Origin of the sequence: Luteibacter sp. dw_328, from assembly GCF_018449605.1 — a bacterium.
In the GTDB taxonomy this organism is placed as follows: domain Bacteria; phylum Pseudomonadota; class Gammaproteobacteria; order Xanthomonadales; family Rhodanobacteraceae; genus Luteibacter.
The window spans coordinates 172476-186898 of record NZ_JAAVUW010000009.1; the positions used below are offsets into that span (position 1 = coordinate 172476).

The window sequence follows — 14423 nt, forward strand, 5'->3', positions numbered from 1 at the left end:
GATGACGACTAACCCTTAATTCAGGCCCCAGGCATATGAGTCCATGGAGAGGACGCCATACGTGATGCCTCCATCGATCGCCGTCGGAACATCGCTCCCGGCGGCACCGGCGGCGACGAGGAGTGGCAGGTAGTGCTCCTCGGTCGGATGCGCGCGAATGGCGCTGGGCGCAAGGCGGCGGTAGTCGCGCAGGGCGTCCGTGTTGCCCTCGAGAACGGCCTTGCGGCTCCAGGCGGCGAACTCGCTGGCGTACGCGGCGTTCTCCCCCGAGCGACGCACCTCGTACAGGTTGTGCGTAAGGCTGCCCGAGCCGACGATGACCACGCCCCGGTCACGCAAAGGCGCCAGCGCCTTGCCCAGGCGCAGTGCACCGGCCGCGTCCAGATTATGTGGCATCGACACCTGGATCACCGGCACGTCCGCATCCGGTCGCAAATAGCGCAGCGGCACCCATGCACCGTGGTCGTAACCGCGCTCCGGGTCGACGATCGCGACGAAACCCGCGTCGATCAACAACGACGCGGTCTCGCATGCCAGCCCGGGCGAGCCCGGCGAGGGATAGGTAAGCGTGTAGAGCGGCGGCGGAAAGCCTCCGAAGTCGTGGATCGTCCCCGGCATGGCCGCGCCGGTCACCCGTATACCGCCCGTCTGCCAGTGCGGTGAGACGACGACGATCGCCATCGCGTTAGCGAGACGCTCACCGATGTCGGTCAGGCGCGGACCGAGCAAACCCGGCTCGAGCGCGAAGGTCGGGGCACCGTGGGAGATGAACAGGGCGGGGGCGCGGAGCATGGCGGACACCTGATGACATGGAGGCGGATGCCTCCCCCTAGCAATGTAGGGGGTGTCACGCGGGGGATAAATCGCCGTGGGAAGAACACATTGGCGCACCCGGGGAACAACCTCCCCTTGCCGGCCGGCCAGCCTCAGGTCAAACGAACCTCGCGTGCGCCCTCGCCGAGCTCATCGATGGACACCGGGCGCGAGAAGAAAAAGCCCTGCATCGACGTGCACTCTTCGTCGAGCAGCCAGCGCCGCTGGCGGTCGGTCTCGACGCCTTCGGCGACGACCTCGAGGTTGAGGCTGCGCGCGAGGAAGACGATCGAACGACAGATCGATGCGTCGACGTCGTCCTGCAGCAGCGCGCTGGTGAAATGCCGGTCGATCTTGATCTTGTCCAGCGGAAGCCGCGACAGATAGGTCAGGTTCGAATAGCCCGTGCCGAAGTCGTCCAGCGCGATGCTGACGCCCATCGCACGCAGCTCGTGCAGCGTGCGAATAGCGCGTGCCGGCTCGTTCATGAAGGCGCTTTCGGTCAGCTCCAGCTCCAGCGACGAAGCGCTCGCCCCCGTTTCGGCCAGTGCCTGGCGCACTTCGGCCACGAGGTCGACGTGTACCAGTTGCTGCGCCGAGATGTTCACGGCGATCCGGCAGCCGGGACCCAGCAAGGCGGCGATGCGTCGTTGCTGCCGGCACGCCTCGCGCAACACCCACTGGCCGATCTGCACGATGGCGCCGGTCTCTTCCAGCAAGGGCACCAGCTTGTCGGGCGTACCCAGGTCTCCCGGCGCGGACGGCCAGCGCAATAGCGCTTCCACACCGATGACGCGGCCGTCGTCGCCCGCGTGCTGCGTCTGCCAGGCGAGCGCAAGCTCGTTGTCGAGGTTAGCGCCGGACAACCGCGAGAGCACGGTCAGACGCGCCATGGCGGTAGCGTGCATGTCGGCGGAATACCGCTTCCACGTGTGACGCCCCGAACGCTTTGCGTCGTACATCGCCGTATCGGCATTGCGAATGAGCGTGTCCGCGTCGGAACCGTCACGCGTGGCGAAGGCCACACCGATGCTGCACTTCAGTCGCTGCATCGTGCCGCCGACTTCCAATGGCTCTTCGATGGCGCACTGGATGCGCGGCAGCACGTCGAGCGCTCGCGCCGGTGAACACGTGAAAGGGATCATCGCGACGAACTCGTCGCCACCGAAGCGGCCGATGTGACCGAGTCCGTCGAGGACATCGCCCAGTTTGAGCGTCACGTCGCGCAACACCTGGTCGCCCAGTGCATGCCCGAGTGCGTCGTTGATGAACTTGAAATGGTCGAGGTCGATGAAGAGCACCATGACGCCGGAGCCATCACGTTGCGATTGCCGGACCAGATGCTCCAGCTTTTCGCGCAAGGCACGGCGATTGGGCAGGCCGGTGAGCTCGTCGTGCGTCGCCTGGTGATTGAGTCGTTCTTCGTAACGGCGCTGCTGCGTCACGTCGCGCACGATCGCCAGGGTGCCGCGCCCACGTGAGTCCCGGTAGTCCGAAAGCGCCAGTTCGGCCTCGAAGGGCATGCCATCCTCGGGGTTGAGCCAGGCATTGACGCTCGTTCCTTCCGGCGCGCCCCCGCGCATCGCCTCCAGTGCGTCGGCGTCCATGAATTCCGCGGCGTGACGGCCAACCAGTGTCGCGCCGTCCTGCCCGAGGCGTTCCTCCGCAAGCAGGTTGGCGTACTCGATACGATCGTTACGCACGATGATCACCGGCAGCGGCATACGCGTCATCAGCTGCCTGTAAGCCGCTTCGCTCGCCGCGAGATCGCGGTCGGTGTCGCGCTGGTGAAGGGTGCTGAGCGACAGGGCCTGGATGAGGTGACTCTGTCGGCGATAGGCGCGATCGAAGGCTGCCGCGAAGGCGTTGAGCAAGAGGACGAGCGCGAACGTCGCCAGCATCGATGAGCGCGCCTGCCGGAGCCATTCGTCGAAGATACCGGCGCGGTCGAGGCTGACCTGGACCGCGAACGGGTAGCGAGCCGACGCGGCCCAGGCGTAGATCCTCAGGTCGTCGGCATGCTGTCCGCTCGCCCCGGGCGTGGGCACGGGACCGCTCCAGGACATGCCGCGGTCCGTGCGATTACTCGCGAAGCGACGTCCATCCAACGAAAAGACCGCCATATCCGCACTGCCGCCCATCATCGAGCGGCTCATGCCATCGCGTACGCGTTCTTCGTCGATCAGCGTGCCGAAGGCCGCCGGCTCCCCGACCCGCGAATCGACCAGGACACGAATGGCCGAAGGTGCGCCGTTGTGTGTATCGGTGACGATGACGCGCACGCTGGCACCCAGCGCCTCGCGCCGCGGAGCGGCCAGGCTGTCGCGCCAGTCCATCAAGGACGCACCGCTACTGGCAAGCAGCATGCCCTGCGCATCCAGGGCCACTAACGTCGGCAACTCGGGATGGCGGGCCTGCACTTCGCCCAGGCTCATGTGCAGGGGACCGGGCGCGATGCCGTTGACCGCGTTCCGCAACGCGAGCAACGGCCCGAGGCTGGCGTCGATGTCCTGGTCAACCATGCGCACCGTGCCACCGACGGAGCCGGCAAGCTGCCGGCGCCCATTGGCAAGCATGCCGCGGTAGGCGTCGATCTGCAGGATGGCGACCAGCGTGACGAGGCCCACGGTGAGGCCGAGCGAGACGCCCCAGGTGGTCAGACGGATACGCCGGGCGCGCCGTTTCGCCGCGCCCTTGTCCATCGCGCCTTCCACCGTCACGCCCCCTTGCGCCCCAACGCCGTTCCTGTTCCCGCCGCTGGTCGGCGGCAGGGCCCTGTACGTCTGTAACGGCAGGGGTGCCGCCGCCTTGACCCCTGACAGGGCCTGATACCGCTACACACGAAAGGCGGGTGCAATATCGGCACGAATATTCTTAAGTAACCTCTTTTATTCACGTTCGATGGACACGATTTACCGAACGATCCAGTTCACTAACAAACGTCCCACCACAAGGACCAGTTCCCCCATGCGCTCGTCCCGCCCCACACTTGGCGTCATCGCCGCCGTACTCCTGTCCGCTGTCGCCCTCCCCGCCGCTGCCGATACCCACCTGGAACTCCAGGGGGGCCGCAGCTACATGGACACGCACGGCACCAACGTCTTCTTCCTCGAGTCCGTCTTCAACGCCTACCAGATCGGCCAGAGCCGCTTCACGTGGTCACCCGATGTCTCGGTCGGCTACATCAACGGTCGCCATATCGCGCATTACGACGATTACAGCCCCGGTGTGACGAACAATGTCTGGCTCGGCGCCGCCGGCGCCCGCTTCCACTACGGCACCGATAGCGACTGGTACCAGCCACTCTTCTTCAGCTTCCAGGTCGCTGGCACGGCAGGCGGCCACACGCAGGCGCTGTCCAGCAGCTACGAGTTCGTCAGCACACTCGGCTGGCAGATGAAGAACGTGAGTTTCCAGATCCGCCACATCTCGAACGGCAGCTTCAAGGAGCCGAACCGCGGCGAGACGATGGCCCTGGTGGGTATCGGCTTCGACCTCTGATTCCTGTCCCTCGGACAGAGAAAAGCCGGCGCTTCGCAGCGCCGGCTTTTTTTGTGCTTCGTGTTGCCCGCCTGGTCTTAGTGTCCCGCCGCGGCCGGGCCGGCCTTGGCCGCGAATGGTGGCTTCGCCAGCCAGACGATGAACACCAGGCCGATGAAGACGTAACCGAGCAACTGGAAGACCTCGTTGAACGAGATCTGGTAGCCCTGGTTGGTAATCATCGCGTTCAACGCCGATGTCGCATACTGCGGATCGCCGTGGCCGATCGTGGTCAGTGCCTGTTGTGCGGTCGGGTCGAACGGCGTGATCGTTTCGGTCAGCCGCTCGTGATGGACGATCGCCCGTCGATCCCACAGGAACGTGGTCAGCGACGCCGCGAAACTACCGCCCAGCGTACGCAGGAAGGTGGCGAGACCGGAGCCCGCCGCGATCTCGCGCGGCTGCAGATCGGACAGCAGGATGCTGAGGATCGGCATGAAGAACAAAGCCACGCCCAGGCCCTGGATGAGCTGCACCATCGCGACACTGTAGAAATCGATGTCGAGATAGAACTCCGAGCGCATGAAGCACGTCGCGCCCATCACCAGGAACGCACCCGAAGCCAGTACACGCAGGTCGAACTTGTGCGCGTATCGGCCGACGAAGGGCGTCAGGATCACCGGAATGATACCCAGCGGCGCCGCGGCGAGGCCCGCCCACGTCGAGGTGTATCCCACGTTGCGTTGCAACCACTGCGGCACCAGCAGGCCGATGGCGAAGAACGCTGCGTAAGCCAGCACGAGACATAGCGTGCCCATCGCGAAGTTTCGATGTCGGAACAGCTTCAGGTTCACGATCGGGTCCTTGTCCGTAAGCTCCCAGATCAGGAACACGGCCAGGCCGATCGCGGCGATGATCGCGGTGACGACGATAAACGGCGATGAGAACCAGTCTTCGTCGTTGCCCTTGTCGAGCACCACCTGCAGCGCACCCACGCCGATGATCAGCGTGATCAGGCCGACGTAATCCACCTTCGGCTTCTCGGTCACCTCCGGACGTCCCTTCATCTGGTTCGCCACCACGAAGCTGGCGAAGATGCCGATCGGCACGTTGATGAAGAAGATCCACGGCCACGTGTAGTTGTCCGTGATCCAGCCACCGAGGATCGGGCCCGCGATGGGCGCGACGACGGTGACCATCGCCAGCAGGGCGAGCGCCATGCCTCGTTTGGCGGGTGGATAAATCGAGATCAGCAGGCTCTGCGTGATCGGATACATCGGGCCGGCCACCGCACCCTGGATGGCGCGGAAGACGATGAGCATGGTCATGCTCTGCGCGATACCGCACAGGAACGAGGCCATCGAGAACAGCAGCGTGGCCATGACGAACAGCTTCGTTTCACCGAAGCGGCGCGTCAGGAAGCCGGTCAGCGGCAGCGCGATGGCGTTGCTGACCGCGAACGAGGTGATGACCCACGTGCTCTGGTTGGAGCTGACACCCAGGTTGCCCGCGATCGTCGGCAGCGACACGTTCGCGATCGTCGTGTCGAGCACCTGCATGAAGGTCGCAAGCGATAAGCCGATCGTGGACAGCGCCAGGTTGGGCGGTCGAAATTCGGTGCTCATTGGGCGGCCTCCTTACTTCGGAGCCTTCTGCTGTTCGCCTTCACCCGCCGATGCGTTCTCGTGGATCACGCGGGCGATGTCCTTGTCGGCGTCGGCAAGCTGCTTGTCGTAGATCGGCGTGGAGAACTCGGCCTTGGTCGGCGCCTGCGTGGAGAGCAGCGGGCCGCTCTGGTCGTGCAGCGACACCGAGACCTTGGTCGACAGGCCCAGGCGAAGCGGCTTCTCTTCGAGCTGCTTCGGGTCGGTGAAGACCACGCGTACCGGCACGCGCTGGACGATCTTGATCCAGTTGCCCGTGGCGTTCTGTGCCGGGAGGATCGAGAACGCGCTGCCGCTGCCGATGCCCAGGCTGCGAATCTTTGCCTTGTACACAGTCTTGCCGCCGTACAGGTCCGCGGTCACGTCGACCGGCTGGCCGATGCGCATCTGGTTGAGCTGGGTTTCTTTGAAGTTCGCATCGATCCACACCTCGTGGAGCGGCACGACGGCCATCAGGGCGGCACCCGGCTGAACGCGCTGGCCGACCTGCACGGTGCGCTTGGCGATGTAACCGTCCACCGGCGCGACGAGCGTGGCGCGGACATCGTCAAGGTACGCAGAACGCAGCTTGGCGGCCGCGGCGCGGACATCCGGGTGCGAGGCGACGACCGTATCGTCGACGAGCACCTTGTTGCTGCTGTAAGCCTGCTTCGCGGAAGCCAGGCTGCTCTCGGCGGAGGTCAGCGTATCGGAAGCGTGCGACAGTTCTTCGGCGGAGATCGCACCGGACTTGGCGAGATCGCGGCGACGGTTATAGTCCTGGCGAGCGCGATCCACGGCGGTCTGGCGCACGGCCACATCGGCCTGCGACGAGGTCACGTTGTTGTAGAGACCACGCACCTTGCGCACCGTGTTGGCGAGGTTGGCGCGGGCACTCTCCAGTGCGACTTCGGCGTCGCTCGGATCGAGCTTCACCAGCACGTCGCCCTGGTGTACCAGGTCGCCGTCATCGGCCCCGATCGAGGTGACCGTTCCGGCGATCTGCGGGGTGATCTGCACGACGTTGCCGTTGACGTAAGCGTCGTCGGTGTCCTCGTACCAGCGACCCTCCACGAAATACCAGACGGTCCAGCCGATCGCGGCCAGCACGATGACGGCAACCAGCAACTTGAGGAAGAAGCCGCGACGGCTCTTCGGGGGCGGCGCAACGACGGCGCCGGATGGGGCAATGGTTTCTTGTGACATCGGAAGCGGCCTCGGTACGATTTTTAGTGGGTTGCGGGCGTGGCGGCGACGACCGGCTGGTCGTCGGCCTCGGGGCGGAAACCGCCGCCGAGCGCCTGAATGAGTTGGACGGACGTGTCGACCTGCTGCGCCTTCAGGGAGGCCATGCGCTGCTGGGCTTCAAGCAGTTGCTGGCGCACCACGAGCGATTCCAGGTAACTGCCGACGCCGGCCTTGTAGCGGAGCTGCGAGAGGTCGTACGCCTGCTGCGCGGCGTCCTGCGCACGCTGCTGCGCCTGGATCTGCGTGCCCAGCGAATCGAGGCCGGAGAGGTCATCGGCCACTTCGTTGAGCGCGCCGACCAGCGTCTTGTTGTATTGCGCGACGGCAAGGTCGTACTCGGCATCCTTGCCCGACAGGTTCGCGCGGAGACGACCCCCGTCGAAGATCGGCAGGCTGACCGCCGGCAGCACCTGCCAGAAGCGCGCACGTGACGAGAACAGGTTGTCCGAACCACTCGCGGCCTGCGCGGCGAGAATGCCGAGCGACACGTTGGGCAGGAACTCGGTCTTCGCCGAGACGATGTCCTTCGATGCCGCCTCGACACGCCAGCGGGCGGCGACCAGGTCGGCACGATGGCCGAGCAGGTCCGCGGGCAGGTTGGCGGGAATCGCCACGGCCGACGGCGTCAGCGCGGCCGGGCGGGCGATGTCGATACCGCGATCCGGACCTTTGCCCAGCAACATGCTGAGCTGGATACGCGCGGTATCGATGGCGCGCTCCGACACGGCGATCTCGCGCTCGGCCGATGCCACTTCACTGTCGGCCTGCTTGACCTGCGTCTGGTTGTCGACGCCGGCGGCGACGCGCTGCACGGTCAGCTTCTGCGAGGCGTTGCTGCGGTCGAGTTCGGCCTTGGCCACGTCCAGCTGTGTGAACGCATAGCCGAGCTGCACATAGGCGCGAGCGACGTTGGTGGAAATCTCGATACGCGCCGCGCGGGCATCGATTTCGGTCGCGCGCTGGCTGCCGAGTGCGGCTTCCCACGCGGCACGTTTGCCACCCCACAGGTCGAGATCCCAGCTGAAGTTGCCGTAGCCGAACTTGGTCCACGAGAAGTGGTTGCCCGGGGGCGACGGCAGCAACGAACCCGGCAGATGCGCGCCGGCGGCGCCCGCACCGACGTTGAACGTCGGATCGCGCGCGGCATCGGCGCCGGCGCTCTGGGCCTGCGCCTGACGCACGCGTGCGTCGGCCGTGGCCAGATCCGGGTTGTCCTTCAGTGCTTCCTCGATCAGCGAGGTGAGCTGGCTGTCGCCCAGCCCGGTCCACCAGTCGGCCGACGGCCAGCCGGCCGGCGAGACGGCGACCTTGGACAGGGTACGGTCGGCGTGAAGGGTGGTCGGGTCGGTGAGCTGACCCTGCGGATCCAGTCCACGGCTGGTGACACAGCCGGAAAGAATCAACGCGGCCCCGACGGCCGCCACGAGAGTGTGCAGACGCATGCGTTTTGCCTCGGACGTTTAGTTCAGTCTTTGTCGCGGAGCGCGTTGAGCACGCGCTCCAGGTAATCGTGCAACTGCTCGCGCTCGGTGTGGGAGAGGTCCTTCTGGGCCCGATCCAGCGTCGCGATGTTGCTTTCGTATAGATGCTTCCAGAGCGCCTCACCGGCCTCGGTCAGCTCGATGCGCAAGGCCCGGCGGTCCTGCTCGTGCTGTTTGCGCCGCAGGTAACCCTTGGACTCGAGCTGGTCGAGCTGCCGCGTCATGGCGCCGCCGTCCAGGTCCACCGCCCGTGCCAGTTCCGTCGCCGTCATCGGGCCGTGGGTGGCCAGACGTTTCAATACATGAAACTGGGTGAACTTCAGGTCCGCACCCAACGCGGCGAGATCCGCTTCGATCGCGCGGACGATTTCGCTACGCACCATGCCGATGAGGGCACCCAGGGTGTCGCGACCGTCGTAGGAGAGGCACAGGTGGCTGTTCATGGACACGCATTCTATTGCCCAAAATATAGTTGTCAAGGCAAATATGTGCTGTCCTGATATTTCAGGTTTCTCGGATATTCATCCTTCTTCGGCCAGCAGCGCCGCCAGGGCGGGGTCGCGTACTTGGAAAAGGTCGAAGACACCGAGCGCCCTCAGGGTCGGTAACTGAGCCAGCAGACGGGGTTCCAGGCGGCGGACCTGGTCTTCGGACGTGGTCGGATCGAGCATGGCGTGGGCACAGGCGACGAAGGTCACCAAGGCGTCGCCCGCCTCCTGGCCTTCGCTCAATTCGCTTAAATCGGTAGTGACGAGACGGATCATAGGGATCTCCGCTTCAGGGTCACGGGCGCAGGTGTCGGCGGATGCCTCGCGCAGGGACAGTTGCTTGGGGTTGCAAATGTTAGCCATGGAAGGTATCGGCCTGATATCGTTAGTGGGCCAACTTATGTCGAGATTCGGCCAAATGCACGACGAAGTCTTACATCGACTCCTCGAGAGCGCCGACGGCCCGCCGCTCATCGCCTACGAGGCGCGCGGCGAAATACCGCTTCGTGAAACGGACTGGCACAGCCACGTGCGCGGGCAGTTTTTCTATGTGGAACAAGGGCTTTTCATCACGCGAACGGAGCACGGCTCCTACCTGCTGCCGCCGCACCGTGCCGGCTGGATGCCGCCGGGGATGATGCACACGGTGAGCATTGCGGGTCCCAGCCACGCCTGGGGCGTCTTCATCGCGCCGTGTGCCGCGTCCGTGCTTCCCGATCGGCCGTGCGTGGTCGGGGTAAACGATCTCTTCCGCGCCATCGTCAAGCGCGCCGCGACCTGGCCTGTCGACGTCGCTACCGCGGAGCCGGAGCCGGAGCGCGAGCGCCTGTTCGCCGTCCTGCTCGATGAACTCCGGCGCGCGCCCGTGGAGGCACTGCATCTGCCGATGCCGCTGGATCGCCGCCTCCGCCGTGTCGCGATGGCCATGTACGAGAACCCCCATGACACGCGCGGCATCGACGACTGGGCCAACTGGGCCGGCATGTCCTCGCGCACGCTCACGCGCCTGTTCCGCCAGGAAACCCAGTGCAGCGTGGCGCAATGGCGGCAGCAGGCGCGGCTGACGCGCGGGCTCGAACGCCTGGCGCACGGCGAGCCCGTCTCGGTGGTTTCCGATGCCCTCGGCTACGCCACGCCGAGCGCTTTCGTGGCCATGTTTCGCCGCGCCTTCGGCGATTCGCCGGGTCGCTATCTTGCGCGACAGGCCACCGGCACGTAATCGCCATTGCCCACATCATCGCCGTTGCTCATGCGCTCCTCCGTGGGAGCCGATTCATCGGCGATGGCTGCTCGCGGCAGCCTCAGCAACAGGCTTGCACATCCACATCCCCTCGAATGTGTAGCGATCCCCACTGCTGCGCTCAACCACGTCCACGCCAATGCGGCCATGCAACCACGGCCCATGGTTTCCCTTCGAGCCAATCTCGTGACATGAGCGCAACGGTGTGAAAGCGCCTGATTCCGGGTTCGTCATGGCGGTTTCCTGTGCAATGCATTCGGCCATGGCTTCGTCGTAGCTCGGCATCGTTCGCTTGCCGGTGGTGAAGCGTTCGCTCGAACACGCGAGTGACCGGGCGAACGCCGGCGTCGCGATGGCGAAAGCGGTAAGCAGGGCGGCGACAGCCGCGACGTGCTGGAGGCAAGCGCGGGTTGGGGAGGAATGCATGACGTGCTCCTTGGTGAGAGGAGGCGGAAGGTCATGGGTTCATTCGTCGATGGAAATCAGAATAGTCTGAAAAATGTACCGGGTGGTCGGGGGTGTGGAATGGGTCACAGTTGAAGCGACGCGGGACCGACGTCGATGCTGTTGCTGCGTATGCTGCTGCCGTTTTTGCGAGCACCCGTTCGCCGATGAATCGGCTCCTACATGCTTTAGGTGCCGATTTTGGGAGCACCGTTTTGCCACCGGCTCAGGTGGCGGGGAAGCGGTAGCCGACGCCGGGTTCGGTTTTGAGCCAGCGCGGTGTGGATGGATCGTCACCCAGTTTGAGGCGGAGCTTGCCCATGACGATGCGCAGGTAATGCGTGTCCTGCGTGTGCGTTGCACCCCAGACTTCGCGGAGGATCTGCTGCTGGCTGACGACGCGGCCCGGATGACGGACCAGGAGCGAGAGGACGGCGAATTCCTTGCGTGTAAGCGCGACCGGCGCGCCATCGAGCAGCACCTCGCGGCGCGCGAGGTCGATCACCAGGCTGCCGTCGTCATAGCGCACGGGCGCATCGGCCTGACCACCCTTGGCGCCCTGACGGAGCAACACGCGCAGGCGCGCCATCAGTTCCTGGATGCCGAAGGGCTTGGTCACGTAATCGTTGGCACCCTGGTCGAGCGCACGCACCTTCTCGCTTTCCGAGTCACGCACGGAGAGCATCAGCACGGGGACTTCGCTCCACGTTCGGATTTCACGCAACACATCATGGCCTTCCATGTCCGGCAGGCCGATGTCGAGCACGACGACATCCGGCGATTGCGTCACGGCCAGGCCCAGGCCTTCCTGCCCGGTGGCGGCGAGCAGCACCTGGTAGCCCTCGGCACGCAGGCCGATATCGAGGAAGCGGCGGATCTGCGCTTCGTCGTCGATCACCAGTACTCGTGGAGCGGTGGGGTTCATGCGTTCTCGGTGGGGGGCGGCGGCAGCGGCAGTGAGACCCGGATGGTCGTGCCTCCGCCCACGTGGGGCAAGGCCTCCACGCTGCCGCCATGCGCGCCGATCATGCCACGGCAGATCGCCAGGCCCAGCCCGGTCCCCTTGCCGCCGCGGTCGCCGCGCGTCACCGAATAGAACATGTCGAAGATCCGCGCCCGCTCGTCCTCCGGAATACCCGGACCGCGATCGGCCACGTCCACCAGCAGGCGACCCGCCTCCGAGCGGACCGTGACGCGAATCGGCTCCTCGGGCGGTGTGAAGCGGCCCGCATTCTCGAGGATATTGAACAACGCCTGCTCGATCAGCGCGGGGTGCACATGCAGGAGCACGGTGTCGGTCGGCAGGTGCATGTCGATCCGCACCTCGGGGAATAGCTTGTGCATGCGCGACACGGCGGCGGCGACGATCTCGCCAGCGTCCACCCAGTCACGATGGAGCTGCAGCGTGCCATGGCCAAGACGGGTCATGTCGAGCAGGTTCTGGATGTAACGATCGAGACGCTGGCCCTCGCCGAGAATGGCCTGGAGCAGTTCGTGCCGTTCGTTGGCGGGCAGCTGGGCGTCGTAGCTGAGCAGGGTGCCGGCGGAGCCGATCATCGAGGCCAGCGGGGAGCGCAGGTCGTGTGAGACCGACGAGAGCAGGGCACTGCGCAGGCGTTCGGTTTCGCCCTGCACGCGCGCGCTTTCCAGTTCGTGCGCGAGGCGCGCCCGATCGAGTGCCTGGCCGATGTCCTGCACCATGGCCAGGGCGAGGCTGCGCCGGTCGGCATCGGGCTCGCGTGCGCTCAGCGGAAAGCGCAACGCGACGACCCCGGCCCGCTGGTGTTCGGCGCCGAGCGGCAGCATCCAGCAGGAGGCGGCATGCAACGTATCGGTGTAGCGGCCTGCCGGCTCGGCATGGCCCTCGCACCAGTCGGCGGCCGCGAGGTCCTGCGTGGATAACGCGAAGGCATCGGGAACCGAGTTCACGACCTTGAAGTGGCCGCTCTCGTCGCGTGCAAGCATCGCGATCTCGATCGAAAGCGCGCGGGCCAATGCCCCCGCGCCGGCCTTGCGGATGCTGTCGGCGTCGGCGCTGGTCGCCAGTTGCTGGCCCAGTGCGACCAACGCGCGGGCACGCACCTGTGCAGCGCGCAGCGACGTCACCTGTCCGGCCAGCCGTGTCGCCAGCCGGCTGCAGACCAGCGCGACGACGAGGAACAGGACGACGGCGAGCACATCATCGGCGTTGGCGATGGCCAGCGTGTAGCGCGGCGGGGCGAAGAAGAAGTTGTAACCCAGGAAGCAGAGCAGCGCCGTGTACACAGCCACAGCCATGCGCGTACGCACCGCGACGACGAGCACGGCGGTGAGGAAGATCAATGAGAGGTTGGCCACCGACAGGAAGCGATCGGCAACGAACGACAACGCCATGGCGATGGCGGTCGCTCCCGTGGCGAACGCGTACTCGCGGCGGGACCCGCCGCCATCCTTGAAGCGCAGGCGTCGACGTGCGCGAGCGCGTTCGGCCGGCGTGGCGACGATGGTCAGCTCGAGGTGCGCGCCGCGGCGTAGCAGCTGCTGGGTGAGCGAGAACCCGAGGCGCCGGGCGATCGGCCGCTCGCGGGTACGACCGACGATGATCTGGCCGACGCCTTCGCGATCGGCCCAGGTGAGCAGTTCATCGGCCACGGCATGGCCGCGCAGGATCACGCCTTCACCACCGAGTCGGCGAGCAAGACGCATCGCGGAATCCACGCGCTCGCGCCGCTCGGCATCGAGGCCGCCGCGATCGACGAAGACCACGCTCCAGGGTGCGCCACGACGCTCGGCGATGCGTCGAGTAATACGCACGAGATATTCGCTCTGCCCGTGGCCGTCGATGGCGGCCATGCAACGGCGGCGCACCGGCATGGCATCGCCACGGGCGAGCATGTGTTCGCGCAGGTCGCTGTCGACATGTGCTGCCACGGTTTCAACAGCGAGCTCGCGCAGGGCGGCGAGGTTGGTCGGCGAGAAATAGGCATCCAGCGCGACGGCTGCCGTTTCCGGCACATAGACCTTGCCCTGCTTGAGCCGGCCGATCAGTTCGCGCGGCGGCAGGTCGACCAGCACGATATCGCGTGCCCGGTCGAGGAAGGCGTCGGGCACGGTCTCGCGCACGGCCACGCCGGTGATCCGGCGGATCTGGTCGTTGAGGCTCTCAAGATGCTGGACATTGAGTGCTGTGTAGACCTCGATGCCGGCATCCAGCAGTTCGGCGATATCCTGCCAGCGGCGCGTGTGGCGGCCACCGGGAAGATTGGTGTGAGCCAGTTCGTCGACCAGCAACACGGCGGGCCGACGCGCGAGCGCGGCCTCGAGATCGAACTCGCGAAAGTCGCGTCCGGCATAGCGCACGGGACGGGTCGGCAGCACTTCCAGGCCTTCGACCAGCGCCGCGGTGTCCGAACGCCCGTGGGTTTCGACGAGTCCGACGACCACGTCGATGCCCTGGCGTTTCAGATCGCGGGCCGCGGAAAGCATGGCGTAGGTCTTGCCGACACCGGGTGCCGCGCCGAGGAAGACCTTGAGGCGCTGGCCGTCCTCTTCCTTCGCGGCACTGAGCAGCGCGTTGGCGCGGGCGTCGCGGTCGTCAGTCATGAGG

12 protein-coding genes are annotated in these 14423 nt (G+C 65.9%); 2 read left to right on the forward strand and 10 right to left on the reverse strand.

The window, feature by feature from the left end:
• Positions 1-15: 15 nt before the first annotated feature.
• The gene (locus HB634_RS20655; RefSeq protein WP_063570586.1) at positions 16-792 is read right to left on the reverse strand and encodes a class III extradiol ring-cleavage dioxygenase; all 777 of its coding nucleotides are present in this window, start codon (positions 790-792) and stop codon (positions 16-18) included.
• A gap of 134 nt (positions 793-926) precedes the next feature.
• Positions 927-3515, reverse strand: a complete 2589-nt coding sequence (locus tag HB634_RS20660; RefSeq protein ID WP_213949961.1) for an EAL domain-containing protein — start codon at positions 3513-3515, stop codon at positions 927-929.
• Between the two features lie 265 nt (positions 3516-3780).
• Between HB634_RS20660 and HB634_RS20665 the strand changes: the two genes are divergently transcribed.
• The gene (locus tag HB634_RS20665; RefSeq protein WP_063570588.1) at positions 3781-4314 is read left to right on the forward strand and encodes an acyloxyacyl hydrolase; all 534 of its coding nucleotides are present in this window, start codon (positions 3781-3783) and stop codon (positions 4312-4314) included.
• Between the two features lie 77 nt (positions 4315-4391).
• On the opposite strand, the gene HB634_RS20670 is transcribed toward HB634_RS20665, so the two are convergent.
• From HB634_RS20670 to HB634_RS20690, 5 genes are all read right to left on the reverse strand, one after another.
• Positions 4392-5918, reverse strand: a complete 1527-nt coding sequence (locus HB634_RS20670; RefSeq protein ID WP_213949962.1) for a DHA2 family efflux MFS transporter permease subunit — start codon at positions 5916-5918, stop codon at positions 4392-4394.
• A 12-nt stretch (positions 5919-5930) separates the two neighbouring features.
• Positions 5931-7142 carry an HlyD family efflux transporter periplasmic adaptor subunit gene (locus tag HB634_RS20675; protein ID WP_063570590.1) on the reverse strand — a complete coding sequence of 404 codons (1212 nt, stop codon included), beginning with the start codon at positions 7140-7142 and terminating at the stop codon, positions 5931-5933.
• Positions 7143-7165: 23 nt separating this feature from the next.
• Positions 7166-8626: an efflux transporter outer membrane subunit gene (locus HB634_RS20680; protein ID WP_213949963.1), complete on the reverse strand. Its 1461-nt coding sequence runs from the start codon at positions 8624-8626 to the stop codon at positions 7166-7168.
• 23 nt (positions 8627-8649) lie between these two features.
• Positions 8650-9108, reverse strand: a complete 459-nt coding sequence (locus HB634_RS20685) for a MarR family transcriptional regulator (RefSeq protein ID WP_063574111.1) — start codon at positions 9106-9108, stop codon at positions 8650-8652.
• Between the two features lie 78 nt (positions 9109-9186).
• Entirely contained in the window at positions 9187-9429 is a 243-nt protein-coding gene (locus HB634_RS20690) for a hypothetical protein (RefSeq protein WP_213949964.1), read from the reverse strand.
• A gap of 142 nt (positions 9430-9571) precedes the next feature.
• Here HB634_RS20690 and HB634_RS20695 point away from each other — a divergent pair, with 142 nt between their 5' ends.
• Positions 9572-10372, forward strand: coding sequence for a helix-turn-helix transcriptional regulator (locus tag HB634_RS20695; protein WP_213949965.1), 801 nt, complete (start codon positions 9572-9574; stop codon positions 10370-10372).
• 54 nt (positions 10373-10426) lie between these two features.
• Here HB634_RS20695 and HB634_RS20700 read toward each other — a convergent pair whose 3' ends face one another.
• From HB634_RS20700 to HB634_RS20710, 3 genes are all read right to left on the reverse strand, one after another.
• Positions 10427-10819 carry a hypothetical protein gene (locus HB634_RS20700; RefSeq protein WP_213949966.1) on the reverse strand — a complete coding sequence of 131 codons (393 nt, stop codon included), beginning with the start codon at positions 10817-10819 and terminating at the stop codon, positions 10427-10429.
• A 244-nt stretch (positions 10820-11063) separates the two neighbouring features.
• Positions 11064-11762, reverse strand: coding sequence for a response regulator transcription factor (locus HB634_RS20705; RefSeq protein ID WP_213949967.1), 699 nt, complete (start codon positions 11760-11762; stop codon positions 11064-11066).
• The gene (locus HB634_RS20710; protein ID WP_213949968.1) at positions 11759-14419 is read right to left on the reverse strand and encodes a sensor histidine kinase KdpD; all 2661 of its coding nucleotides are present in this window, start codon (positions 14417-14419) and stop codon (positions 11759-11761) included. Before HB634_RS20710 ends, HB634_RS20705 begins: the two co-directional genes overlap by 4 nt.
• Positions 14420-14423: the final 4 nt, after the last annotated feature.